Genomic DNA, 21897 nt, shown 5'->3' with positions numbered 1-21897 from the left:
CCCGTCAGGGAAGAAGTTCTTCCGGCCGGATGGTGGCCTTGACCGGCTCGGTCAGTTCCAGAACCTCGCCGCGCTTCGCGGCCCCTACTTCGACGTAGTGGCCGCCTTGGCGACGGTAGAGGCGCAGCGCGCCGGTTTCCTGTTCCACCAACAGATACCACCCGATCCCGGCGGCGGCGTAGTAGTGCATCTTCAACACCTTGTCGGTGGATGCATTGCTCGGTGAGATGATCTCGCATACCAGCCGCACGTCACCCGCTTCGACGTTGAGTTCGTCGAAGTCGATCGGACCGGTGATCACGAGGTCGGGGATCGGGATCCGACCGGGCCGGAGTCGGACGTTGACCGCCTCCAGCAATTCGAGGCCGGCGGGCCCGGTGGCTGCTTCGAGGATGTTGCCGAGCCTGCGGGAGATGCGCTGGTGTCGGGGGGTGGGGGCTGGGGTCACGTGGAGGCTCCCGTCGAAAAGTTCGACGCGTTGCTGCGTCTCGCCGAGGGCGAGGTAATCCTCTTCGGTCCACGGGCCTTCGTGGTTGAACACCGCCGCGGTCATCGTCACCTCCACCTCGTGCCGGGTGCATCCTCTGCTGGTCGCTCGCCCCATGGTCGCACCTGACGTGCGTCCGAGGCCATGAACGCCGTAGGTGACGGGCGTGCGGGGCTGATGCGGAGTCGTTACGCTCGGGCCCGCTGACACGTGCCGAACTTGTAGCTTATTTTCACCCTCTGGACATTGTTGTAAGTTCTCTTCGTCACTGAGGGAGGTGCCGTGGACAGCTCGGATCCCTACCTGCGGGTGAGTGACCTGCGGGTCCGCTTCGACACCTCGGACGGCGTCGTGCGCGCGGTCGACGGGGTGTCTTTCGCCGTCGAGCGGGGCCGCACGCTCGGCATCGTCGGTGAGTCCGGCTCCGGAAAGAGCGTCACGTCGCTGGCCATCCTCGGTCTGCACGACCCCAAGCGGGCCACGATCACCGGAGAGATCTCCGTCGGCGGCCGGCAGCTCGTCGGTCTGCCCGAGGAGGAGGTACGCCAACTGCGCGGCCAGGAGATGGCGATGATCTTCCAGGATCCGCTGTCCGCGCTGCACCCGTACTACACCGTCGGCCGGCAGATCGCCGAGGCGTACCGGGTGCACCACCCGAAGGTCGGTCGGCGGGCGGCCCGCCAGCGGGCGGTGGACATGCTGGACCGGGTCGGCATCCCGCAGCCCGCCCGCCGCTTCGATGCGTACCCGCACGAGTTCTCCGGCGGCATGCGCCAGCGGGCGATGATCGCCATGGCGCTGGTCAACGACCCGGCGTTGCTGATCGCCGACGAGCCGACCACCGCGCTGGACGTCACGGTGCAGGCGCAGATCCTCGACCTGCTCGCCGACCTCCAGGCCGAGTTCCACTCCGCGATCATCCTGATCACCCACGACCTCGGTGTGGTCGGCCAGGTCGCCGACGAGGTGCTGGTCATGTACGGCGGGCGGGCCGTGGAGCGCGGCAGCGTGGAGCAGGTGCTCCGCTCGCCGCAGCATCCGTACACCTGGGGGTTGCTCTCCAGCGTGCCGTCGCTGCACGGCGACGCGGACGCGGACCTGGTGCCGATCCCCGGCAATCCGCCGAGCCTCATCAACCTGCCGTCCGGGTGCGCCTTCCACCCGCGCTGCCGGTACGACGACCGGGTCGGCGACCGGTCCCGTGTCGAGGTGCCCGAGTTGCGGCCGGCGGGCGGCGACGGCCACCTGGTCGCCTGCCACCTGAGCGCCGAGGAGCGTGCGGCGATCTACGCCGAGAACGTGGCATCCGTGGGGGTGGCCCGATGAGCGACGAACCACTGCTGCGGGTCCGTGGGCTGACCAAGCACTTTCCGGTACGGCAGGGACTGCGCGCCACCGGCACCGTGCGGGCGGTCGACGGGCTCGACTTCGACGTGCGCCCCGGCGAGACGCTCGGCCTGGTGGGGGAGTCGGGCTGCGGCAAGACGACCACCGGCCGGATGCTGGTGCGGCTGCTGGAGCCGACGAGCGGCAGCATCGAGTTCGCCGGGCGGGACATCACCCACGCCGGCCGGCGCGAGCTGCGCCCGCTGCGCCAGGAACTCCAGATCATCTTCCAGGACCCGTACGCGTCGTTGAACCCCCGGCACACGGTGGGCCGGATCGTGGCGATGCCGTTGCAGGTCAACGGCATCAAGCCGCCCGGCGGGATCAAGGCGCGGGTGCAGGAGCTGCTGGAGCTGGTCGGGCTGAACCCGGAGCACTACAACCGGTACCCGCACGAGTTCTCCGGCGGGCAGCGCCAGCGCATCGGGATCGCCCGCGCGTTGGCGCTGCGACCGAAGCTGATCGTCGCCGACGAGCCGGTGAGCGCGCTGGACGTCTCGATCCAGGCGCAGGTCGTCAACCTGCTGCGCGACCTGCAACGAGAACTCGGGCTGGCGTTCGTGTTCATCGCGCACGACCTGGCCGTGGTCCGGCACTTCTGTCAGCGGGTCGCGGTCATGTACCTGGGCCGGATCGTGGAGATCGGCGACCGGGACGACATCTACGAGCGCCCGCAGCATCCGTACACCCGGGCGCTGCTCTCGGCGATCCCGGACGTCACGCAGCTCGGCCCGGCGGGCCGGATCCGGCTGACCGGTGACGTGCCCACACCGCTCGACCCGCCGTCGGGCTGTCGGTTCCGTACCCGCTGCTGGAAGGCGCAGGACGTCTGCGCCACCGAGCAGCCCGCGCTGACGCCGCGCGACGGAGGCCGGCAGGCCACCGCGTGCCACTTCCCCGAAGGGGAAGCAGGCAGCACCGGCCCCGAAGGGGAAGCAGGCAGCACCGGCCCCGAAGGGGAAGCAGGCAGCACCGGCCCCGAAGGGGAAGCAGGCGGCACCGGCCCGGAGAGTGGGGCGGCTGTCGGGGCCGGGACGACAGACGCGATCGTCGAGGAGGTGTCGTCGTGAGCCTGTCCCCGGTGGAGGGTGTGGCGCTGGCCGAGATCGAGGCCGGCTCGGAGGCGAGCGGGCCGGCGACGAAGGGTGTCGTCGGGCGCTCACCCGGCCAGCTCGCCTGGATGCGGCTGCGCCGCGACCGTACGGCTGTGGTCAGCGGCGTACTCCTGGTGTTCTTCATGCTGTTGGGGTTGTCCGCCCCGCTGATCGAGATGGTCTACGGCGTCGGGCCGCGCGAGCAGTTCCAGAGCCTGCTGGACGGCTTCGGCATGCCGCTCGGTTACGTCGGCGGGGTCACCGGGGAGCACTGGTTCGGCCTGGAACCGGGGTTGGGCCGGGACATCTTCATCCGGTTGATCTACGGGCTGCGCACGTCACTGTTCATCGCGTTCGCCGCGGCCCTGATCACGGCCGCGATCGGCATCGCGCTCGGCGCGCTGGCCGGCTACCTCGGCGGCTGGCTGGACGCGGTGATCAACTGGATCACCGACCTGACGCTGGCCATGCCGTTCCTGATCATCGCGTTGGCGCTCACCCCCACGATCACGCTGCGCTTCTACGGCGAGCGGGGGCAGGTGTCGTCCGCGTTCGGGGTGGGGGTGCTGATCGCCGTCTTCGCGATCTTCGGCTGGACCGGCACGGCCCGCCTGGTGCGCGGGCAGGTGATCGCGCTGCGCGAGCGGGAGTTCGTAGAGGCCGCCAAGGCCAGTGGCGCCGGGTTGGGGCACATCATCTTCCGACAGCTTCTGCCGAACATCTGGGCGCCGATCCTGGTGTCGTTCTCCCTGGCGGTGCCGCAGTTCATCACCAGCGAGGCGGCGTTGTCGTTCATCGGCGTCGGTCTCAGCGACGAGACGCCGAGCTTCGGCCGGATGATCTACCGGAGTCTGGACTTCCTCCAGACCGACCCGGCGTACGTGTTCTTCCCGGGCATCACGATCTTCGCGCTGGTGTTCGCCTTCAACCTCTTCGGCGACGCGTTGCGGGACGCGCTCGACCCGAAGTCGTCCCGGTAGGGGGTTCGCCATGACGCGATTCCTGCTCAAGCGCGTGTTCTCCGCCGTGCTCACCCTGTTCGCGGTGAGCGTGCTGACGTTCCTGATGTTCTTCGCCCTGCCACGTGATCCCGTGAGCAGTATCTGTTCCAAGAACTGCAACCCGGAGCGGCTGGAACGGGTCCGCGACGACCTGGGCCTCAACGACCCGCTGATCAGCCAGTACGCGGGCTACATGAAGGGCATCGTCACCGGTCGGGACCTGGGCAGCGCCCAGGGTGGCCGGTGCGACGCGCCCTGCCTGGGCTGGTCGTACGTCACCAACGAGGCCGTCTCGGACACCATCGCCCGGGTGCTGCCGGTGACGCTGAGCATCGTCATCCCGGCGGCGATCCTCTGGCTGCTGCTCGGGGTGGGGCTGGGCATGGTCTCGGCGCTGCGTCGGGGTACATGGCTGGACCGGGCGGCCATCGGCTTCTCGCTCACCGGCGCGTCGTTGCAGCTCTACTTCGTGGGCGCGGTGCTGCTGCTGGTGTTCGTCTACAACCTGCGGTGGCTGCCGGTGCCCAGCTACACGTCCCTGTTCGACAATCCGGTGAAGTGGGCCAGTGGGCTGGTGCTCGCCTGGGTGTCGTTGGCGTTCCTGTTCTCGGCGATCTACGCCCGGCTGTCGCGGGCGCAGATGCTGGAGACGCTGTCCGAGGACTTCGTCCGGACCGCGCGGGCCAAGGGTCTGGCCAAACCCACGGTGTACGGGCGACACGCGCTGCGCGCGGCGATCACCCCGGTGGTGACCATCGCGGGGCTGGACGTGGGCGGGGCGCTGGGCGGCACGGTGATCACCGAGACGACGTTCGGCATCCAGGGGTTGGGGCGTACGGCGGTGGACGCCGTGCGCTCGGGTGACCTGCCCACCATCATGGCCACCGTGCTGATCGCCGCCGTCTTCGTGGTGCTGGCGAACGTGCTGGTGGACCTGCTGTACGCGGCCATCGACCCACGGGTGCGGCTGCGCTGAGCCGTGCGCCGTGCCGCGCGTGGCTGCTGGCGGAATTTATCGACAACTGTTACACAACTTGTAGGTTTTCTTCCTTACGATCCTCGGGACGTCGGCGGTTCCCGCCCCGACGGAACCGCACGACACATGGGTGAAGGAGGTACTTCATGCGACCACGCGTGGCGGTTGCCGCAGGCGGCGCGATCGCTCTGGTTGTGACGTTGGGTGCGTGCTCGAAGAACACGGGCGAGGGCACCACGGTGGACAACAACCGGCAGCAGACCGGGGTCATCGCGACCGACCCCAAGGACTCGCAGGGGCCGGCGGCCGAGGTGAGCGGCGCCGCGAAGGGCGGCACCTTCACCATCATCCGGGAGTCGCCGATCTCCCACCTCGACCCGCAGCGGACGTACTCGTTCGCCGGCCTCATGACCAACCCGCTCTTCGCCCGCTACCTGACCACCTGGAAGGACGACGGCAAGGGTGGCCTGGTCCTCGTCGGTGACCTCGCCGAGACGCCGGGCAAGAACGTCAACAACGACTGCAAGGTCTGGGAATTCACCATCAAGGACGGGGTGAAGTTCGAGGACGGCCGGCCGATCACGTCCAAGGAGATCGCGTACGGCATCGCCCGCTCCTTCGACCCCGACCTCTCCGGCGGCCCGACCTATATCCAGGAGTGGCTGGCCGACACCCCGCAGTTCGACACCAAGTGGGACTTCAAGAAGAACAAGACGTCCCTGCCGCCCGGCCTCACCACGCCGGACGCGAAGACGCTGCGGTTCGAGTTCGCCAAGCCGCGCTGTGACCTGCCGTTCGCCGTGTCGCTGCCGACCACCGCGCCGCTGCCCCCGGACAAGGACACCGGCATCGACCTGGACAAGCAGCCGTTCTCGTCCGGCCCCTACAAGGTCGCCAAGAACCAGGTCGGCGTCCAGATCACGCTCGACCGCAACACCAACTGGGACCCGAACACCGACCCGGTCCGGCACCAGTACCCGGACCAGTTCGTCTGGAGCTTCGGCCCGACCGCGGACGCCGCCAACAACCGGGTCATCGCCGACAACGGCACCGACCAGAGCGCGCTCGCCTTCAACGCCGTACCCGCCTCGCTGGTCGCCAAGGTGGCCGGGGACGCCACGCTGAAGTCGCGCAGCATCCTCTCGCCGACGCCGAGCGCCAACCAGCTCGTCATCAACAACCAGCGGGTCAAGGACCTCAAGATCCGGCAGGCGCTCAACTACGCCATCGACCGGGAGGGCATGGTCAAGGCGCTCGGCGGCCAGAACGTCGCCGCCCCGCTGACCACGCTGATGCCGCCGGCCACGATCGGCTACAAGGCGTACGAGGCGTACCCGGCGGGCCCCAACGGCGACGTCGCCAAGGCCAAGGAGCTGCTCGGCGGGCAGACTCCGGAGCTGGTCCTCGGTGTCGCCGACAACTCGACCGAGCAGCAGCAGGGCGCCCAGCTCAAGGCCAACCTGGAGCGCGCCGGCTTCAAGATCACGTTGCGGAACATCTCCGACGACGCGAAGCTCGACGAGATCAAGAAGAAGGACAACCCGTGGGACCTGTACATCGGTAACTGGGCGGCGGACTGGCCGAGCGGCGCGGCGATCCTGCCGGTGCTGTACGACGGCCGCAGCATCAAGGCCGAGGGCAACAGCAACCAGTCCTACTTCAACGACCCGACGATCAACGCCGAGATGGACCGGATCCTGGCGCTCGCCCCGTCCGAGCAGGGCCCGGAGTGGGCCAAGCTGGACGAGCGGATCATGAAGGAGCACGCGCCGGTGGTGCCGATGTACGTCGACGTGGCGTACCACGTGCACGGCTCCAAGGCCGGCGGCGTCTTCGTCTCCAGCGTGTTCGGCTACCCGGCGTTCGTCAACGCGTACGTCAAGCCGTAGCTCGTCGCAGGAGGGCCCCCTACCGACAATGCCGTCGGGAGGGGGCCTCTCCGTTTCCGCTGATCGGGTCACCGTCCGGTCGCAATCTGCGGACCTGTTCCCGCAGTGACGGCTGGCGGCGCGGCTGTGCCGCGTAGGAATGGCAATTCCCACTCGCGCACCGCCGTCGGCGGGTCGACGGACGTCCTGGTGCGGGCATGACGGCAACCGCCGGCGTCGTGGGTCGGCGTGGTCGCGGGTTGGTCGGTGCGGCAGCAGGGCAGTTGCGGCTGGGCCGCCAGGATGGTCCTTTCCGCGCGATGATGGCTATGTGAAGCCCATCTACCCGAATGACGGCAACGCCGATCCGGAGGCTGTGCCCAGCCTGTACCCCGATCCTGAAGATGCCGCCGACGCCGCGTCACTCACGGTTGACGTCGACGGAGAGTTGTTCGCTCTCCGCCCGAACGAGTGCAACGGCACCCACTACACGTGGCTCAGCGGGCCGAGGCCCGGCTACGGATTCGGCGTGGGTTCGGCTCCGGACCTGTCGCTGGAGGAGCACCGGAAGAACATCCGGGATTTCCTGGCCATGGTCGATTCCACCACCGGGCGCATCGAGGACGACTGACGTGAGGCTGTGGCTGCAGATCCGAGATTGCGAGTTGCGGTGAGTGAGGTACGGCCGGGGCCGCGCCGGGTGGAGCTGCTCGGCCGTCTCGCCGAGGCGGTCGGGTCCGTTGATGTCGCACACCCGGTACGGGTTGCCGTCGACGGTCCACCAGCCACCGGCAAGACCACCCTCGCCGACGAACTCGCCGCCGTCCTGCGGAGTCAGGGCCGCCAGGTCATCCGCGCGACGGTCGACGACTTCCTCTTTCCGCGGGCGCGACGCTATCCGCGCGGCGAGTACTCGGCCGAAGGCTGCTACTTCGACACCCACGACTGGGCGGCGCTGAACCGGGTTCTGCTCGATCCCCTCGGACCGGGCGGCGATCGGGGCTTCCAACCCGCGGTGTACGACCGCGCAACGGATACCGTGCTGTCCCCGCCGAGCAGGACGGCCCCCGCCGACGCCGTGCTGGTGTTCGACGGAGTCTTCCTCATGCGCCCGGAGCTGATCGATCGGTGGGAGCTGCGCATTCTCGTCTCCACGGCGATCGAGACGACGGTGGACCGTGCCGTGATCCGTGAGCGGCGGGTGTCATCCCGGGCGGAGGTCGAACGGCGCTGGCGGGAGCGTTACATCCCCGCCCAACAGCTCTACTTCGACACCGTGCGCCCGACCGATCACGTCGACTTTCTCGTGCACAATGACGAGCCGCAGAAGCCGGTCTGGGAGACCCGGGCACGCTGACCGGTTGGGAGCCGTGCTGACGCGACCGACACTGTTCCTGACGGTGGGGCTCCCGTGTACCGGATCGAGCGTGCTGGGCATCCGTACACCGGGAATCCGGTTCGACGCGGTGCCAGGGCCTGCGGTTGGTTCAGTGGAAGGGCGTTGCCGGCCGGCTCAGTCGCTCGCCGTCGACGAAGAGATCGACCTTTTCGTTGTAGAAGGCGATCAGGCCGGCGATCGGCAGGAGTGCGGCGGTCGGGAAGTCGTACGACCAGGCCAGGTCCGGGTGGGTCTGGTCATCGAGACGGACGGACCAGTAGTCGCTGGTCTGGCCCTTGTACGGGCAGGCGGTCCTCGTCGCCGACGCCACGAGGTGTGTGAAGTTCACATCGGTCCGGTTGAGGTAATAGCGGGGCGGTAGACCGGTTTCGAAGACCATCACGGGCGATGTCGACTCGGCCAGGACGACCCCTTCCAGTTCCACCCTGACGCTGCGGGTGGAACGCACCGCGTCCACCCGCGAGAACGGGTTCCGGGGGTGCACGAAGACCTCTTCGTCCTCCTCGAACCAGGCATCCATGGCTGCCCAGTCGAACCGGATCGTGTTCGCCAACCCGGCCAGCGCGTCATCTCCGTACAACCGCCCGCACGAAGGACGGATCGTCTCGCCAACCTGCAGCCCGAGCAGCCGCGCGGTCCCGCGCCGGGACGCCTCGGTGTGCTGGCCCTCGATCAACAGGTTGCGATCCACGTCGTCGACGGGGATGTAGTACTGCGGGAAGAACGGCCATTCCCACACGTACAACGCCCGCGTGGTTTCGAGTACCTGCTCGCCGCCGAGGAAGGCCCGGATCCGGCGAGGCACCGGCTCAATGTGGTCGACCGGGACGATCATCTTCGGATAATCCGACACGTTGTCCTCCCGTGATGTGACGGCCGGCTCGGCAGGCGCCGGTTCAACGGTCAGGGTGGCCCCCGCGTCGTCACATGCGTTTGTTGCAGAGACCGTAACCGATCTCGCCATTCGTGACGAGCCCTTCGCGGCAGAGGTTGTGGGGAGGGGCCCTTTGCCGTCTCGGCCCCTTGATCGACTCGATTTCCAGAAAATCGGGGTGTTCCGGCCGCCCCGACAGCCCACTTTCCTGAACCCGAGGTGAGCCGGCGCGAGTCCTGTCGTAGCCGGGATCTAGGTTTGGCGGCGTGAGCATGAACGGCAACTGGTTGCGCGTCTCGCCAGACGAATTGGAGCGGGCCAAGGGGGACCTCGGCTGGGCCTACGAGCACGCCATGAGCGCGCGGGACGACAACTCCGGACGCTGGGCCGGCACCGACAGGGCGTGGCACGGGCTCGACTTCCTCCTCGACCGGCTCGGCTTCGAGGTTCCGCTGGTCCTCGGCGCGGAGAGCTTTGTGGAGTTGCCGGACGTCGAACCCGACAGCGACGAGATGTTCGACTTCCTGGAAAACCTCGAAGACGACTGGGGCTACGGGCCGCCCTCCTACCTCACCCCGTCGCAGGTGACGGTCGCGGCCTCGCACCTGGCCGCGCTCACCCAGGAGAACCTGATCGGGGGTGTCGACCCCCAGGAGTTGAAGTTGGCCGAGGTCTACCCACACACCTGGGAAGAGCCCGGCGAACTGGCGTGGGTGGCCCACTATCTGCCCGGCGTCCAGACCTTCTTCGCCGCGGCCGCCAGTGACGGCGACGCGGTGATCTGCTGGCTCGACTGAATTGTGCTCGGCTCTCCGGCGGACTTGTGCGAACCTGGCCTGAGGTCGACAGTCGGCGATGGCCCGGCCGGGGGACTCGGGTATGAGCGAGCAGGTGGAGCTTGAACAGCAGCACGCCGACGTCATCGTGCACAACGACGATGCCCGCTGCCAACCTGGCAGATCCGGGCATGCTGAGCGGATGGCATCCGTGCTGACGCGACCGACACTGTTCCTGACGGTGGGGCTCCCGTGTACCGGAAAGACCACTGCCGCGCGCCGGATCGAGGTCGAGCAGAAGGCGCTTCGGCTGACCAAGGACGAGTGGGTGAAGGCCCTCTACGGGGTCGAGAATCCGCCTGCGGCCTCGGACGTGATCGAGGGACGACTCATCGAGATCGGGCTGCGCGCCCTCGAACTCGGCACCAATGTGGTGATCGACTTCGGCCTCTGGAGTCGGGACGAGCGTTCCGCCCTGCGGCAGGCCGCGGCCGACCTCGGCGCGCGGGTGGAGCTGCGCTACTTCGAACTCACCCCGGCCGAGCAGCGTGTGCGGCTGGATCAGCGCCAGGCGGACGCGCCCCACACGACATGGCCGATGTCCGACGAGGAACTCGCCGACTGGGCCGCCCGCATGGACATCCCGACGCCAGGCGAACTCGACGGCTCCGAACCTGTCGACGACCCACCGGCCGGTTTCGCGACCTGGAACGACTGGCGCGCCGACCGCTGGCCGCCGAGTCGGCGCGATCTCCCCTGATCGCCCCAGCAACGACGCCGACGGTGGTGCCAGCCGAGCCCCTGAGGCAGCAACAACCCTGATGTTGCTGTGTGCCGAGCCTCTGAAGCAGCAACAACCCTGATGTTGCTGCCTGCGGAGACCCTGAGGCAGCAACATCGGGGATGTTGTGAGGATCTTGGCGCGGCGCGGCGCGGCGCGGGGCGGGGCGGGGCGGGGCGGCGCGGGGCGGGGTGGGGCGCGGGGCGCGGGGCATCGCTGAGCCGCGACAGGCGGCACGATATGGCCGTGTCGAACACCGTGGACAGCTCTGCCAAGGCACGCATCGTCGCCGGCCTGTTGCGCGACGGGAACCGGGTGCTGCTGTGTCACCGCTCTCCGCGGCGTCGGTGGTACCCCGACGTCTGGGACATGCCCGGCGGGCATGTCGAGCCCGGGGAACTACCGGGCGAGGCGCTCGCCCGGGAGCTTCGGGAGGAGGTGGGCATCGACATCACGGCACCCTCGGCGTCTCCGATGCACGAGGTGCACACCGACACGTTCGACATGCAGATCTGGCTGGTCGAGGCGTGGCAGGGGTCCCCGGTCAACGCCGCGCCCGACGAACACGACGCCATCGGCTGGTTCACCGAAGACGAGCTCGGCGGACTGTGCCTGGCCCACGACAGCTACCTCGCCCTGTTCAGCAGAGCGCTCGCCAAGCCTCGCGCCTGACCACAAGAGGGCAGCCCTATTCGGGTGACGTGTTGTACCGGTCGAGCGTCGCCTTCGAGGTGGAGGCATCGCGAAAGGTCAGTTCCCATGGGCCGGTGTTGACGTCCATGTCCTTGCCGAATCCGACCCATTTTCCGGCCATCCGCCTGCCCGTCGGTTCCACCAGAAGCTGGATGGCGCCGTGGTAACGGGCTCCGCGGTAGTAGCCGGCGGGATCGGTCTGTTCCACGGTCACCGCGTTAGGCACTACAGTGCTCGGCTGTGCGCTCGACCGACATCCTCGAACAGCTCGACGCCGCAGCCGAAGAGTTCCGGTTTCCGGACCTCGACAATGGCTACTCCTACGCCGTCGACGCTCGGCTGCACGGATATCGGGACGCGGGGCGATGGGCTCTCATCGTCGAGACGATCGGCTACTCGCCACGGGCCGGCAACCTCACCGACGTGCTCTTCGTGTTCGGCAACTGCCTGACCAGCGGCGAACCTGGCACCGACAACGGCGACTTTCTCGATCGGGTCGACAACTGGGACGAGATAGAGGATTCGGAGGAGCCGGAGACCTACCGGGGAGGGCCCTTGGTGCTTCGCGGTCAGGACATCGCCGTTGCCGCCGAATCAGGTGAGGATCTCATCGACGTACTGCGTCGGCTTGTTCCGCGTCACCGCGAGCTTCTCCTGGCGGACGAACGGGAACTGCGACGCCGAGTCCCCGTCGACCTGCCCGAGGTTCTGCGGCTGGACGAATGGCACCACCCTGACCTGGCCGGTGGCTCACGTCCGAGCCAGTCCGAGACGTTCCGCCAGATCGCCGATGTCCTGGCGACCGGCGATCGCACGCTCTACGCGCCGAGAGCGCACCCGAACACACAATGGTCCCACTGGCCGGAGTCGGGGAGCCTGTAGCCGCCGATACCGCCGACAGTCAGGCGCTGTAGCTACCGCTATCCGGCCGCTCGGCCGTTGCCCCCGCCAGATCGATCTGCTTGGCTGCCTCCGCGTTGAGCTTGCAAGCCCCTCACCCAACGGGAGATAGCTGTGTCCTTCAATGCCGCGATCAAATCGGTTCTCAGTCAGTACGTCGGCTTCGCGGGTCGGGCCCGCCGGTCCGAGTACTGGTGGTTCGCCCTGTTCACTGTCCTTGTCAGCATTGTCACCTCCGTCCTGGACAGCGCGCTGGGACTGAACTTCGTGGACGGTTCGTCGAGCGGCTTCATCGGCCTCGTCGTCTCCCTGGCGCTGCTGCTGCCGACGCTGGCCGTCGCGGTACGACGCCTGCACGACACCGACAAGACGGGGTGGTGGCTGCTGATCGCCCTGATCCCGCTCATCGGCGCCATCGTCCTGATCGTGTTCTTCGTGCAGGACAGCACGCCGGGTGCGAACCGTTTCGGCCCCAGCCCCAAGGGCTGACCGCAGTCCGCGCCACCACCCGCGCGGATCCACTGCTGAGCGGGCAGGGCCCCTTTAGACAGCGCTGTCTAAAAGGGGCCCTGCGGCGTCGTCACCACTGCGGGTCAGGAGCGACCGATCGAGCGGTCGAGGAAGTCGTGGATCATCGGCGCGGCGACGTCGAGCTTGTCCTCCAGCAGGAAGTGGCCGGTGTCGATCAGGTGGAACTCGGCCGACGGCAGGTCACGCTGATAGGGGTGGGCGCCATCGGGCGGGAAGACGATGTCGTTCTTGCCCCAGATCACCAGCGTCGGTGGCTGGTGGTCGCGGAAGAAGGCCTGGAACTCGGGGTACAGCGCGACGTTGCTGCCGTAGTCGTAGAACAGGTCGAGTTGGATGTCCGCGTTCCCGGGGCGGGCGAGCTGCGTCTCGTCGTGGATCCACCGGTCGGGGTCGAGCCGGCTGAGGTCCCGCACCCCCTGGGTGTACTGCGACCGCACCGCGTCGGAACTGAGGATGAACGCGATCGCCTGTCGGCGTTCGTCGGTCTTCTCCGCCCAGTAGGCCTTGATCGGATTCCAGAATTCGCTCAGGCCCTCCTCGTACGCGTTGCCGTTCTGCACGATGAGCGCGCTGATCCGCTCGGGCCCTTTGAGGGCCAGCCGGTATCCGGTCGGCGCTCCGTAGTCGAAACAGTAGAGCGCGTAACGGTCCACGCCGAGCTGGTCGATCAGGCCGTGCATCAGGTCGGCGAAGTTGGCGAACGTGTAGTCGAACGTCGACCGGTCCGGGCTGGCGCTGTGGCCGAAACCCGGGAGGTCCGGCGCGATCACCCGGTACCGGTCCGCGAGCAGGGGAATCAGGTGGCGGAACTGCGAGGACGCCGTGGGAAAGCCGTGTAGCAGCAGGACCGCGGGACCGTCGGCCGGCCCGGCCTCGCGGTAGAAGATGTCGATCCCGTTCACGGTCGCGGTTCGGAAGTGTGTGACGGGAAATTCGCCCTCCTGGACGGCGGCGACCGAGGGTTTCTGGGCGATGCCAACCATCCTGGATTCCTTTCGGGATAGCGAAACGCGGTATCACCCCGGAAATTGCGCCGTCGGGTCCCGCCTTCGATCAGCATGGCATGCGGCCGTGGGCTCGATGTGCGGAATGCCGCTCAGCGCAGATGCGTACGCAGGAATTCCAGTTCCAGCGGGAGCAGCCGCTCGGCGGTGCCGTTCGCGGCCATGTGGGTGGCGCCGGTCAGCGGCAGCACGGCGTGCGGCCGGCCGGTGGACAGCAGCGCCGCCGACAGCCGCAGCGTGTGCGCGGCCACCACGTTGTCGTCGACCAGGCCGTGCACCAGCAGCAACGGGCGGGCCTGGTCCGGACCGGTGACCGGCTCGGCGGCCAACTCGATGAGCGAGTGGTGCGCGTACACGTCCATGCCGTCCTCCGGCAGGCCGAGATACCGCTCGGTGTACGCGGTGTCGTACAACGCCCAGTCGGTCACCGGGGCGCCGGCGATGCCGCACTTGAACAGCTCCGGGTGACGCAGCACCGCCAACCCGGCCAGCCACCCGCCGAACGACCAGCCGCGGATGGCCACCCGACCGAGGTCCAGGTCCGGGTGCTTGCCGGCGAGCGCGGTCAGCGCGTCGATCTGGTCGGTCAGGATCACGTCGGCCAGCCGTCGGTGGATCGCCTTCTCGAACGAGGGGGCCACTCCCGGCGTACCCCGGTTGTCGATCGTGACCACGGCGAACCCGGCGTCGGCCCACCACTGCCGCTCCAACCACGCGGCCCGCGCCGCCACCACCTCCTGGTGCCCCGGGCCGCCGTAGATGTCGAGCAGCACCGGTAGCCGCCGGCCGGTCACGTGGTTGTCCGGGTAGAGCACCGCCGCCGGCAACCGCCGGTCGGTCACCCGTTCCAGCAGCGGCAGCGGCGAGTACGGCGGCTCGGCGGCCAACGACCGCAGCTCGGTCAGCTCCTGGCCGCCGCGCGACACGGTCCAGCGCACCCCGGCGTGGTCCAGCGACGCCGTCCCGACCACCAGCACGTCCCCGCCGACAGCAGCGGTGTGCCAGCCCGAGTCGGTGGTGATACGCCGGGCGTCCACCCCGCCGCCAATCGTCGTACGGACCCGGAACAGGTGCCGCTCGCTGGGCTCGCCGTCGCTCGCCTCCACCAGCAGGTCGGCGGGACCGCTGACGGCCGGCAGTCGACCGACGACCCGCCGCACGTACAGCGAGGGTGGGGTGAGCAGCGTGCCGTCGGCGAACAGGCACCGCGCGTCGTACCCGTCGTGGGCCAACTCGCCCCCGACCAGCACCCGGCCGTCGGGCAGGTGCGCCGGGGTACCCGCGATCGGCTCCACCCAGCGCGGGTCGGCCAGCTCGGCGTGCACCTGCGTCTCACCGGTACGAGGATCCACCGCGAGGACCAGCCCGTGCTGCTGCGAGCGGCGCAGCACGGTGATCAGCGGACTGCCCTCACCCCAGCTCACCCCGGTCAGGTACGGGTAGGTCTCCCGGTCCCAGTGCACGTCGACCCAGCCGTCGTCGAGGTCCAGCAGGTGCAGGCTCACTTCGGCGTTGGGGCCGCCGGCCCGGGGGTACGCGACGGCGGTCGGCGGACTGCCTGGCTCGGCCGGGTCGTGCAGGTGCCAGCGGTCCAGCCGGGACTCGTCCACGCGGGCGGCAAGCACCATGCGCCCGTCCGGGGCCCACCAGTAGCCCCGGTACCGGCCGAACTCCTCGGCCGCGATGTGCTCGGCCAACCCCCAGCTCACGCCCGCGTCCTCGCCGGCCAGCAGCGTGTCGGCGCCGTCGGCGTCGATCACCCGCAGCTCACCCCGGCGTACCCCCTCGGCCGCGTCGGTCACGTAGGCCAGGCGCTCGCCGGTCGGATCGGGTCGAGGGTCCAGCACCGGACCGACGGTGGCCACCTCCACCACGTCGCCGTGCACCAGATCCGCCCGGAACAGGCGGCCGGCCAGCGCGAACACGGCCACCCGGCCGACGGCGTCCAACGCGTACGAGCCGATGCCGGCGGCGCTGAGCCGGAGCCGTTCCCGCAGCGCCCGCTCGCCGGGGGTGAGCGCCCGGACGTCGCCGTCGTCGCCCAGCAGGGCCGCCGGGTCGGCCACGAGCTGTTCCTCGCCGGTCGCCACGTCCAGCAGCCAGAGCGCGTCCGCCGGATCCTCCGGACCGGCCGAGCGCAGGAAGATCACCCGGGAGCCGTCCGCGGCCACGGAGACAGCCCGGGGCGCGCCGTGGCTGAACCGGCGGGTACGGGCGGCCAGCTCCGGAAAGTCCACAGGCCAAATCGTAGAGCCGCGCCGGGCGTGATGTGGCCGACCTGGGCGGACGCGTCCAACGACTCCCGGACCGTACCGCCGGTTAGAGTGACCGTCGTGACGACGCTGCCCGACCGCCGCCTGCTGCTGGTCCACGCGCACCCTGACGACGAGTCGATCGGCACCGGCTCGACCATGGCCCACTACGCCGCCGCCGGCGCGCACGTCACGTTGGTGACCTGCACGCTCGGCGAGGAGGGCGAGATCCACGTACCGGCGCTCGCGCAGCTCGCCGCCGCCGAGGCCGACCAGCTCGGCGGGTACCGGATCGCGGAGCTGGCGGCCGCCTGCGCGGCGCTCGGCGTCGCCGACCACCGTTTCCTGGGCGGCGCCGGTCGTTACCGCGACTCGGGGATGATGGGCCTCGCGACGAACGAGCACCCCCGGGCCTTCTGGCAGGCCGACCTCGACGAGGCCGCCGGGCACCTGGTGGAGATCATGCGAGAGGTACGCCCGCAGGTGCTGGTCACCTACGACCCGAACGGCTTCTACGGCCACCCCGACCACATCCAGGCACACCGGGTGGCGATGCGCGCCGTCGAGCTGGCCGCTCTCGAGGGCTGCGCCCCGGCCAAGGTCTACTGGACGGCCATGCCGCTCAGCGTGCTGGAGGCCGGCATGTCGCACTTCGCCGAATCTTCGGACAATCCGTTCGCCGGCATCCAGGACCTGGCCGAGCTGCCCTTCGGCACTCCGGACGAGCAGATCGCCGCCCGGATCGACGGCACCGACCAGCACGCGGCCAAGGAGGCGGCGATGCGGGCACACGGCACCCAGATCCCGGCCACCTCGTGGCTCTACTCGATCGCGGGCAACTTCGGCGGCGAGTTCATGGGTGTGGAGTTCTTCACCCTCGCCGTCGGCGCGAAGGGGCCGGGTTTCGGCCCGTACGGCTGGGAGGACGACCTCTTCGCCGGGCTGCCGGACGTGGCCGACGCGGACCGCTCCCCGGTCGCGGCGGCCGGTCTCCGGTGACGTTGCCCGCCGCGCCGATGTCGGTCGTGAACGATGAGGACGCCCCGCCGCCGGCGGGGCCGCCGCCGCGTCTGCTGGACCTGGGCCTACGGGTGGCCGGCGCGATCGTCGTGGTGGTGGCCGGTGTGGTGACGGGGGTGTTGGAGCTGCTACTCGCCACCGTCCGGGTCGGCGGGCAGCTCATCGGCTTCTCGGCGCTGCTCGCCGTCGGCGCGAACATCCTGCTGAGCTGGTTCGCGCACGAGACGGTCGGCCGTCGCTGGGCGGTGGCGCTGCCGGCGGTGCCGTGGTTCGCCCTGATGGCGGTGGCGGCCATCCGCACCACCGAGGGCGACCTGCTGCTGGCCGGCGACAACTGGGTCGGCCTGGCGATGATCGTGGCCGGCGCGATGACGTTCGCCGTGATGGGCTTCCGGCAGGTCCTCGCCCCGCCGTCCACCCTCGGCGGCTGGTGACGTCACACAGCTACGAGTGGTAGATATTCCTGCCAGGGAAGCGGCCCCGCGACGAGGGGCGTACGGCAGGAGGTCGTGCGATGGACAGACGGTGGCGTGATGTCGGGGTGCTCGCGGGAGCGTTGTTCGCGGTCAACGTGGTTGCCCGGCTGATCACCCGATTCGGTTTCGACGGCGACGATGCTGCGGCCGACCGGGTCACACTGGTGATGTTCGTGGTGATCGGGTTGACCCTGGCCGTGGTCGCCTTCCGCTGGGGACGCGCCCGGCCGCTGGCCGTCTGGGCGGGCGACGTGACGGTCGTGGTGTTGATCGCCATGGTCCTGACCGTGTTGGTCGGGCCGCTGCTCGTCGGCCACAGCCCGTTCGCCGGTGGCGCGGGGACGTTCTTCGCCCAGATCTGGCTCTACCTGCTCGCCACCGGCCTCGGCGCGCTGGGCGGCTACCTGGTGGCGACCGCCCTCGGTCTCGACCACCGCTCGCAGCAGCTCAAGCGGTACGCCGAGGTCAAGGCCGCCAAGCCCCGCCGGGTAGTCCGCCGCTGACGCCCTCGCGCCTCGCGCCAGCCAGAACCTCGCGCCGATCTTGCACTTTCGGTTGTCGATATGAGGGCAGATGCCCTTTATGTCGCCGCAGAAAGTGCAAGATCGACGAGCGGGGGTCAGCTCGGGGCGACGCGCGTCAGGTAGGTGTGGTGGGTGGTGAAGCCCAGCGTTCGGTAGAGGGCGATGGCTGGCGTGTTGCGCTGCTCCACCTGGAGGAACGCGTGGGTCGCGCCCGCCGATCCGCCCCAGGCGGCCAGCGCGCCGATCACGTGGCGGGCCAGCCCCTGCCGGCGGGCGGCCGGCACCACCTCGATCAGGCTGAGGCCCAGCCATCGGCCCTGGCCGGTCACCGTTGCCCGGCCGATGGCCGCCAGCGCGCCGTCGACGTACCCGTGGGCGAAGCGGACCTGGTCCACGGCGGTGAGCACGTGCCGGGCGGCATCCGGTAGGCCGCCCTTGCGGCCGGCCGCGATGGCGAGCCAGTCCTCGCTCGGCGCGGTCACCACCTCGACGACCGCGGCGCCCGGCCCACCGAGCGCGAGGGCGTCGAGGGGCAGGGGCGTGGTCTGGACGAGGGTCGGTGGGCGGGTGGTCCAACCGCGCTCGTCCAGCTCGGCGCCGACCGGCGCGGCGAGCGGCAGCGGCGTGTTGATCATCGCGGGCTGACCCCGTTCGGCGTACCAGCGCTCGACCGCGTCCACGGCCGCCGGCAACGGCCGGTCGGGATCGCCGATGGGCAGGGCCGAGTTGGCCCGGCCGGTCCAGCCCTCGGCCGAGCGCAGCAGCCAGTCACCGAGTCGGCCTCGGGTCGGGGCGGGCCACGCCTCGTTGGCGGCCCGTTCCAGCGCCACCACCGCCGCGGCCGTCGGCCGGCGGGTCGGCGGTACCCGCTTCGCCCGGTGCACCTGCGCCACCGGGACGCGCAGCGGACCTTGCGCCGTGGCGAGGGTGAGATGAGTCTCGCTCAGCTCGACCAGCTCGCCGAGGGCGTCGCTGAACAGCGGGCGGCCTTCGCGAATCCCCACAATCCGCCGGACTACGATCCGATGTCCCACATCCTGCTGTCGGAGCACGATCGACCCCCTCCCCGGCGAGATACTAGGCTCTTACCGTCGCGGGAGATCGCGGCGCGTCTTGCGGAGGAGAAGACCGGTGACCTACATCATCGCCGAGCCGTGCGTGGATGTGCTCGACAAGGCATGCATCGAGGAATGCCCGGTCGACTGCATTTACGAGGGCAACCGGATGCTCTACATCCACCCCGACGAGTGCGTCGACTGTGGTGCCTGTGAGCCCGTCTGCCCGGTGGAGGCGATCTTCTACGAGGACGACGTCCCGGAGCAGTGGAAGGACTACACCGGCGCGAACTACGAGTTCTTCGAGGACCTGGGCTCGCCCGGAGGCGCCTCGAAGATTGGCAAGGTGGAGAAGGACGCGACCTTCGTCGCCGCGCAGCCGCCGCGCGGCGAGGGCCACTGAACCGGCCCGCGCCGGTCTCGGCACGGCTACCCGAGTTCACCTGGGACACCCTGGACGCCGCGGCCACCCTGGCCGCGGCGCATCCGGAGGGCCTGATCAACCTCTCCATGGGTACGCCGGTCGATCCGGTCCCGGCGGCGATCCGTCAGGCACTGGCTGACGCGTCCGACGCGCCGGGCTACCCGCTGACCGCCGGCACCCCGGCGCTCCGCGACGCGATCGCCGCATGGGTGGCCCGGGCCTGTGGCGCGGGCGTCGACGGTCTCGGTGTGCTGCCGACCATCGGCTCCAAGGAGCTGGTCGCCTGGCTGCCCACCCTGCTCGGCATCGGCCCGGGCGACGTGGTCGTCGTGCCGTCGATCGCCTACCCGACGTACGAGGACGGTGCCCGGCTGGCCGGCGCCACCGTGGTCCGCGCCGACTCGCTCACCTCGGTCGGGCCGACCTCGCGGGTCCGGTTGGTCTGGATCAACTCGCCCGGTAACCCGACCGGCCGGGTACTGCCCGCCGCGCACCTGCGCAAGGTCGTCGACTGGGCCCGGGAGCGTGGCGCGGTGGTCGCCAGCGACGAGTGTTACCTGCCGCTGGGCTGGTCGGCCGAGCCGGTCTCGGTGCTGTCCCCGCAGGTCTGCGGTGGCGACCACACCGGTGTGCTGGCCGTGCACTCGCTCTCCAAGCGGTCCAACCTCGCCGGTTACCGAGCCGGGTTCGTGGCCGGCGATCCGGCCCTCGTCGCCGAGCTGCTGAAGGTCCGTAAGCACGCCGGAATGATCGTGCCCGCCCCGGTGCAGGCCGCGATGGTGGCCGCCCTGCAGGACGAGGGGCACGCCGTCGAGCAGCGGGAGCGCTACCGTGCCCGGCGCGAGGTGCTGAGCGCCGCGTTCACCGAGGCCGGTTTCACGATCGAGCACTCGGAGGCGGGCCTCTACCTCTGGCTCACCCGCGACGAGGACTGCTGGCAGACCGTCGACTGGCTGGCCCGGCGCGGCATCCTGGTCGCGGCCGGCGCGTTCTACGGCCCCGCCGCTCAGCGGTACGTGCGGGTGGCGTTCACCGAGTCCGACGAGCACGTCGCCGCGGTCGCCGGTCGGCTGCGGGCCTGACCGGGGCGTCCGGCGATGACCGACGGCAGGACCGTCCCGACGCCGGACGCCGGTACCGCCATGCCACCGGGTGACCAGCGCCGCGAGACGGGCGACCAGCGCCGCGAGGCCGCCGGGTCAGGCCCGGAGGTGGACGACCGGAAACCCGCGGCCGGCGGGGCGTACGCCCGGACGCGGGTGGCGGTCGTCGGCACCGGTCTGATCGGCGGTTCGGTGCTGTTGCGGCTGCGCGACGCGGGCCTCGACGTGGCGGGCTGGGATCCCGATCCGGCCACCCGGGAGCGCATGCGGTCGTGCGGTGTGTCGGCACCGGACGCCGTCGAGGAGGCGGTCGCCGGTCGGGATCTGGTCTTCCTCTGCGGTCCGTTGCCCACCCTTGCCCGGACGTTGGCGCAGGTGGCCGAGCTGACCGCGCCGGGTTGTGTGCTCACCGACGTGGGCAGCACCAAGGTCGAGGTGGCCGAGGCTGCCGACCGGCTCGGGCTCACCGAGCGTTTCGTACCCGGGCATCCGATGGCGGGCGCGGAGTCCGCCGGCCTGGCGGCGGCCTCCTCGACGCTGCTCGCCGGCGCCGCCTGGGTGCTCTGCCCGGCGCCGGGCGCGGCGACGCTCGCCTTCCGCTGGCTCGCCGGGCTCCTGGTGGAGTTGTTCGGCGCCCGGGTGGTGCCGATGTCCCCGGCCGCGCACGACTCGGTGGCCGCGCTCGCCTCGCACGTTCCACACCTGCTGGCCGGCGCGTTGGCCGGTGCGACGCAGCGGTCGCCGCTGCGTGACGCGGTGTTGGCGCTGGCCGCGGGCAGCTTCTCCGATGGCACCCGGGTCGCCGGGACGCCGGCCGAGCGGACGGCCAACATGCTGCTCGGCAACCGGGCGCGGGTGCTGGACGAGTTGGCCGAGGTGCGCGTACTCCTGGATGAGCTGGCGGACGCGTTGCGGTCCGCCGACGCGACGGGGTTGACCGCCCGGTACGCGCAGGCCGGTGCGGCGCGGTCGGCGCTGCGGAATCGGCGGTTCGCCGCGGCGGACCGGGAGTTCCCGGCCGACGGCGACCACACCGTCGAGGTGGCCTGGCTGCGCGAACTGGGTGTTGCCGGCGGCCATCTGACCGGCTGCCGGGTCGGTCCGGACGTCGTCTCCTACCCGGCACTGCTGCCGCTGGCTGATTAGGGCCTGTTTCATCAGGGCGGTCGAGCTGCGGCGGGCCCGGACGGCACCCGGCGGCGTTGGGGGGGGGGGTGGGACGAAAAAACACAAACAGGTCGAGACACCACCGCGTGGAAAGAAAAGCGCGCCA

At 70.0% G+C, this 21897-nt stretch carries 23 protein-coding genes and 1 pseudogene; 18 read left to right on the top strand and 6 right to left on the bottom strand.

The annotated features are described in order from the left end of the window. Nucleotides 1-4 precede the first annotated feature (4 nt). The gene (locus AB0J36_RS31820) at nucleotides 5-553 is read right to left on the bottom strand and encodes a Uma2 family endonuclease (protein WP_357126100.1); all 549 of its coding nucleotides are present in this window, start codon (nucleotides 551-553) and stop codon (nucleotides 5-7) included. Nucleotides 554-769: 216 nt separating this feature from the next. On the opposite strand from AB0J36_RS31820, the gene AB0J36_RS31815 reads away from it, so the two are divergent. The 7 genes from AB0J36_RS31815 to AB0J36_RS31785 all read left to right on the top strand — a co-directional run bounded on the left by AB0J36_RS31815 (nucleotide 770) and on the right by AB0J36_RS31785 (nucleotide 8169). Beyond that, on the top strand, nucleotides 770-1813 hold the full coding sequence (locus tag AB0J36_RS31815) for an ABC transporter ATP-binding protein (RefSeq protein ID WP_357392358.1): 1044 nt from the start codon (nucleotides 770-772) through the stop codon (nucleotides 1811-1813). After that, on the top strand, nucleotides 1810-2943 hold the full coding sequence (locus tag AB0J36_RS31810) for a dipeptide ABC transporter ATP-binding protein (RefSeq protein WP_357126093.1): 1134 nt from the start codon (nucleotides 1810-1812) through the stop codon (nucleotides 2941-2943). Before AB0J36_RS31815 ends, AB0J36_RS31810 begins: the two co-directional genes overlap by 4 nt. Next, nucleotides 2940-3947 (top strand): ABC transporter permease, encoded by a 1008-nt coding sequence (locus tag AB0J36_RS31805; protein ID WP_357126090.1) that lies wholly within the window; start codon nucleotides 2940-2942, stop codon nucleotides 3945-3947. The genes AB0J36_RS31810 and AB0J36_RS31805 overlap by 4 nt, the downstream gene beginning before the upstream one ends. 10 nt (nucleotides 3948-3957) lie before the next feature. Next, complete coding sequence (locus AB0J36_RS31800; protein WP_357126087.1) at nucleotides 3958-4944, top strand: ABC transporter permease; 987 nt, start codon at nucleotides 3958-3960, stop codon at nucleotides 4942-4944. 146 nt (nucleotides 4945-5090) lie between these two features. Continuing rightward, complete coding sequence (locus AB0J36_RS31795; protein WP_357392360.1) at nucleotides 5091-6833, top strand: ABC transporter substrate-binding protein; 1743 nt, start codon at nucleotides 5091-5093, stop codon at nucleotides 6831-6833. A 310-nt stretch (nucleotides 6834-7143) separates the two neighbouring features. After that, nucleotides 7144-7443 carry a hypothetical protein gene (locus AB0J36_RS31790; RefSeq protein WP_357126081.1) on the top strand — a complete coding sequence of 100 codons (300 nt, stop codon included), beginning with the start codon at nucleotides 7144-7146 and terminating at the stop codon, nucleotides 7441-7443. A gap of 39 nt (nucleotides 7444-7482) precedes the next feature. Further along, the gene (locus tag AB0J36_RS31785; protein ID WP_357175414.1) at nucleotides 7483-8169 is read left to right on the top strand and encodes a uridylate kinase; all 687 of its coding nucleotides are present in this window, start codon (nucleotides 7483-7485) and stop codon (nucleotides 8167-8169) included. 130 nt (nucleotides 8170-8299) lie between these two features. Here AB0J36_RS31785 and AB0J36_RS31780 read toward each other — a convergent pair whose 3' ends face one another. Next, nucleotides 8300-9064, bottom strand: coding sequence for a DUF427 domain-containing protein (locus AB0J36_RS31780; protein WP_357126075.1), 765 nt, complete (start codon nucleotides 9062-9064; stop codon nucleotides 8300-8302). Between the two features lie 293 nt (nucleotides 9065-9357). Between AB0J36_RS31780 and AB0J36_RS31775 the strand changes: the two genes are divergently transcribed. The 3 genes from AB0J36_RS31775 (at nucleotide 9358) to AB0J36_RS31765 (ending at nucleotide 11314) form a co-directional block, all read left to right on the top strand. Then, the gene (locus tag AB0J36_RS31775; protein ID WP_357392370.1) at nucleotides 9358-9882 is read left to right on the top strand and encodes a YfbM family protein; all 525 of its coding nucleotides are present in this window, start codon (nucleotides 9358-9360) and stop codon (nucleotides 9880-9882) included. Between the two features lie 82 nt (nucleotides 9883-9964). Beyond that, on the top strand, nucleotides 9965-10621 hold the full coding sequence (locus AB0J36_RS31770; RefSeq protein ID WP_357392361.1) for an ATP-binding protein: 657 nt from the start codon (nucleotides 9965-9967) through the stop codon (nucleotides 10619-10621). Between the two features lie 267 nt (nucleotides 10622-10888). Further along, entirely contained in the window at nucleotides 10889-11314 is a 426-nt protein-coding gene (locus AB0J36_RS31765) for an NUDIX hydrolase (RefSeq protein ID WP_357126069.1), read from the top strand. A 16-nt stretch (nucleotides 11315-11330) separates the two neighbouring features. Here the strand turns inward: AB0J36_RS31765 and AB0J36_RS31760 are convergent. After that, a pseudogene (locus AB0J36_RS31760) lies at nucleotides 11331-11522 on the bottom strand (hypothetical protein); the annotation flags it as partial. Between the two features lie 53 nt (nucleotides 11523-11575). Here AB0J36_RS31760 and AB0J36_RS31755 point away from each other — a divergent pair. Together AB0J36_RS31755 and AB0J36_RS31750 are read left to right on the top strand one after the other, a co-directional pair. Continuing rightward, the gene (locus AB0J36_RS31755) at nucleotides 11576-12217 is read left to right on the top strand and encodes a hypothetical protein (protein WP_363661506.1); all 642 of its coding nucleotides are present in this window, start codon (nucleotides 11576-11578) and stop codon (nucleotides 12215-12217) included. A 132-nt stretch (nucleotides 12218-12349) separates the two neighbouring features. After that, complete coding sequence (locus AB0J36_RS31750) at nucleotides 12350-12724, top strand: DUF805 domain-containing protein (protein WP_357126063.1); 375 nt, start codon at nucleotides 12350-12352, stop codon at nucleotides 12722-12724. A gap of 104 nt (nucleotides 12725-12828) precedes the next feature. On the opposite strand, the gene AB0J36_RS31745 is transcribed toward AB0J36_RS31750, so the two are convergent. Together AB0J36_RS31745 and AB0J36_RS31740 are read right to left on the bottom strand one after the other, a co-directional pair. Beyond that, nucleotides 12829-13749 (bottom strand): alpha/beta hydrolase, encoded by a 921-nt coding sequence (locus tag AB0J36_RS31745; protein ID WP_357126060.1) that lies wholly within the window; start codon nucleotides 13747-13749, stop codon nucleotides 12829-12831. A 113-nt stretch (nucleotides 13750-13862) separates the two neighbouring features. Then, nucleotides 13863-16007 carry a prolyl oligopeptidase family serine peptidase gene (locus AB0J36_RS31740; protein ID WP_357126057.1) on the bottom strand — a complete coding sequence of 715 codons (2145 nt, stop codon included), beginning with the start codon at nucleotides 16005-16007 and terminating at the stop codon, nucleotides 13863-13865. 87 nt (nucleotides 16008-16094) lie between these two features. Between AB0J36_RS31740 and mshB the strand changes: the two genes are divergently transcribed. The 3 genes from mshB (at nucleotide 16095) to AB0J36_RS31725 (ending at nucleotide 18021) form a co-directional block, all read left to right on the top strand. Continuing rightward, nucleotides 16095-17021 (top strand): N-acetyl-1-D-myo-inositol-2-amino-2-deoxy-alpha-D-glucopyranoside deacetylase, encoded by a 927-nt coding sequence (gene mshB / locus AB0J36_RS31735; protein WP_357126054.1) that lies wholly within the window; start codon nucleotides 16095-16097, stop codon nucleotides 17019-17021. A 17-nt stretch (nucleotides 17022-17038) separates the two neighbouring features. Beyond that, complete coding sequence (locus AB0J36_RS31730) at nucleotides 17039-17476, top strand: hypothetical protein (RefSeq protein WP_357126051.1); 438 nt, start codon at nucleotides 17039-17041, stop codon at nucleotides 17474-17476. A gap of 80 nt (nucleotides 17477-17556) precedes the next feature. Continuing rightward, on the top strand, nucleotides 17557-18021 hold the full coding sequence (locus tag AB0J36_RS31725) for a hypothetical protein (protein ID WP_357126049.1): 465 nt from the start codon (nucleotides 17557-17559) through the stop codon (nucleotides 18019-18021). Between the two features lie 116 nt (nucleotides 18022-18137). Here AB0J36_RS31725 and AB0J36_RS31720 read toward each other — a convergent pair whose 3' ends face one another. Further along, nucleotides 18138-19094: a GNAT family N-acetyltransferase gene (locus AB0J36_RS31720; protein ID WP_357126046.1), complete on the bottom strand. Its 957-nt coding sequence runs from the start codon at nucleotides 19092-19094 to the stop codon at nucleotides 18138-18140. A 79-nt stretch (nucleotides 19095-19173) separates the two neighbouring features. Here AB0J36_RS31720 and fdxA point away from each other — a divergent pair, with 79 nt between their 5' ends. From fdxA to AB0J36_RS31705, 3 genes are read left to right on the top strand one after another with little or no spacing between them, the layout of a single operon-like run. Then, on the top strand, nucleotides 19174-19500 hold the full coding sequence (fdxA, locus tag AB0J36_RS31715; RefSeq protein WP_007464872.1) for a ferredoxin: 327 nt from the start codon (nucleotides 19174-19176) through the stop codon (nucleotides 19498-19500). Beyond that, nucleotides 19497-20603 carry a succinyldiaminopimelate transaminase gene (gene dapC, locus AB0J36_RS31710; RefSeq protein ID WP_357126562.1) on the top strand — a complete coding sequence of 369 codons (1107 nt, stop codon included), beginning with the start codon at nucleotides 19497-19499 and terminating at the stop codon, nucleotides 20601-20603. The genes fdxA and dapC overlap by 4 nt, the downstream gene beginning before the upstream one ends. Before the next feature lie 15 nt (nucleotides 20604-20618). Further along, the gene (locus AB0J36_RS31705) at nucleotides 20619-21770 is read left to right on the top strand and encodes a prephenate dehydrogenase/arogenate dehydrogenase family protein (RefSeq protein WP_357126043.1); all 1152 of its coding nucleotides are present in this window, start codon (nucleotides 20619-20621) and stop codon (nucleotides 21768-21770) included. Nucleotides 21771-21897: the final 127 nt, after the last annotated feature.

The organism is Micromonospora sp. NPDC049662 (assembly GCF_040675055.1).
Lineage (GTDB): Bacteria > Actinomycetota > Actinomycetes > Mycobacteriales > Micromonosporaceae > Micromonospora.
This window is presented reverse-complemented; position numbering and strand designations above follow the sequence as displayed.

Coding starts and splice junctions, on each gene's coding strand:
- AB0J36_RS31810 (WP_357126093.1), top strand. CDS start 1,810: ATGAGCGACGAACCACTGCTGCGGGTCCGTGGGCTGACCAAGCACTTT.
- AB0J36_RS31745 (WP_357126060.1), bottom strand. CDS start 13,749: ATGGTTGGCATCGCCCAGAAACCCTCGGTCGCCGCCGTCCAGGAGGGC.
- AB0J36_RS31770 (WP_357392361.1), top strand. CDS start 9,965: ATGAGCGAGCAGGTGGAGCTTGAACAGCAGCACGCCGACGTCATCGTG.
- AB0J36_RS31725 (WP_357126049.1), top strand. CDS start 17,557: ATGGACAGACGGTGGCGTGATGTCGGGGTGCTCGCGGGAGCGTTGTTC.
- AB0J36_RS31705 (WP_357126043.1), top strand. CDS start 20,619: ATGACCGACGGCAGGACCGTCCCGACGCCGGACGCCGGTACCGCCATG.
- AB0J36_RS31820 (WP_357126100.1), bottom strand. CDS start 553: ATGACCGCGGCGGTGTTCAACCACGAAGGCCCGTGGACCGAAGAGGAT.
- AB0J36_RS31775 (WP_357392370.1), top strand. CDS start 9,358: ATGAACGGCAACTGGTTGCGCGTCTCGCCAGACGAATTGGAGCGGGCC.
- AB0J36_RS31800 (WP_357126087.1), top strand. CDS start 3,958: ATGACGCGATTCCTGCTCAAGCGCGTGTTCTCCGCCGTGCTCACCCTG.
- AB0J36_RS31795 (WP_357392360.1), top strand. CDS start 5,091: ATGCGACCACGCGTGGCGGTTGCCGCAGGCGGCGCGATCGCTCTGGTT.
- AB0J36_RS31730 (WP_357126051.1), top strand. CDS start 17,039: ATGTCGGTCGTGAACGATGAGGACGCCCCGCCGCCGGCGGGGCCGCCG.